The following is a 951-nucleotide window of genomic DNA, read 5'->3' as shown; positions in this document are numbered from 1 at the left end:
GAGGCACTCACCGACCGCTCGCGGCGGCCGGTGCGCTACGCCAACCAGCTTCCCGACCAGATCGAGCGGCTGATCGTGGAGAGCAAGCGGGAGAAGCCGCACTGGGGTGCCAGGAAGATACGCGAGCTGCTGGTGCGCAGGCTGGCCGGCGACGTCCGCATCCCGGCCAGGAGCACCGTTCCACGCCGTGCTCGACCGCCACGGCCTTGTGAGCCAGGCGCGCAAGAGGAACCGGGCGAACAAGGCCGTGGGCACGCAGCTGTCCCAGGCGGTTGTGCCCAACGATCTGTGGTGCGCCGACTTCAAGGGCGAGTTCAAGCTCGGCAACCGCCAATACTGTTACCCCCTGACGGTCACCGACCAGGCTTCGCGCTACCTGCTGGCCTGCGAAGCCCTTGAATCGACAAAGGAGGTTCCGGTCCTCGAGGCTTTCGTCCGACTCTTCAAGGAACGCGGCCTGCCGGAAGCGATCAGAAGCGACAATGGCCTGCCCTTCGCCAGCCCCAACGGCCTTTACAACCTCTCGAAGCTGTCGGTCTTCTGGCTCAGGCTCGGCATCGCCGTCGAGCGCATCAAGCCCGGTTACCCGCAGCAGAACGGCCGCCATGAGCGCATGCACCGCACCCTGAAGCAGGAGACCACGCGGCCGCCGGGCATGAACGCCCTCCAGCAGCAGGCCCGGTTCGATGCTTTCATGAGCGAATTCAACGACGAGAGGCCCCACGAGGCGATCCAAATGAAAGTGCCAGCCGAGCTCTACAGAGCTTCTTCAAGAGCCTATCAAGGCCTCCCCGAGCTGGAATATCCCTTCCATGACAAGGACATTCTCGTCACCGCCTGCGGCCGCATCTGCATGCACAGGAAGAAGATCAACATCTCCACCGTGCTCGCCGGCCAGAGGCTCGGAATCACCGAAGTCGACGACGGCATTTGGCTCGTCAGCTTCATGCA

1 pseudogene is annotated in these 951 nt (G+C 63.8%); it reads left to right on the top strand.

Annotated elements, in window-relative coordinates:
* A pseudogene (locus NKI38_RS33460) lies at positions 1-951 on the top strand (integrase core domain-containing protein); the annotation flags it as partial.

The organism is Mesorhizobium sp. M0621, assembly GCF_040320745.1.
Taxonomy (GTDB): Bacteria; Pseudomonadota; Alphaproteobacteria; order Rhizobiales; family Rhizobiaceae; genus Mesorhizobium.
Note: the sequence above shows the minus strand (reverse complement) of the source record. Positions and strands in the feature narration are given on the sequence as shown.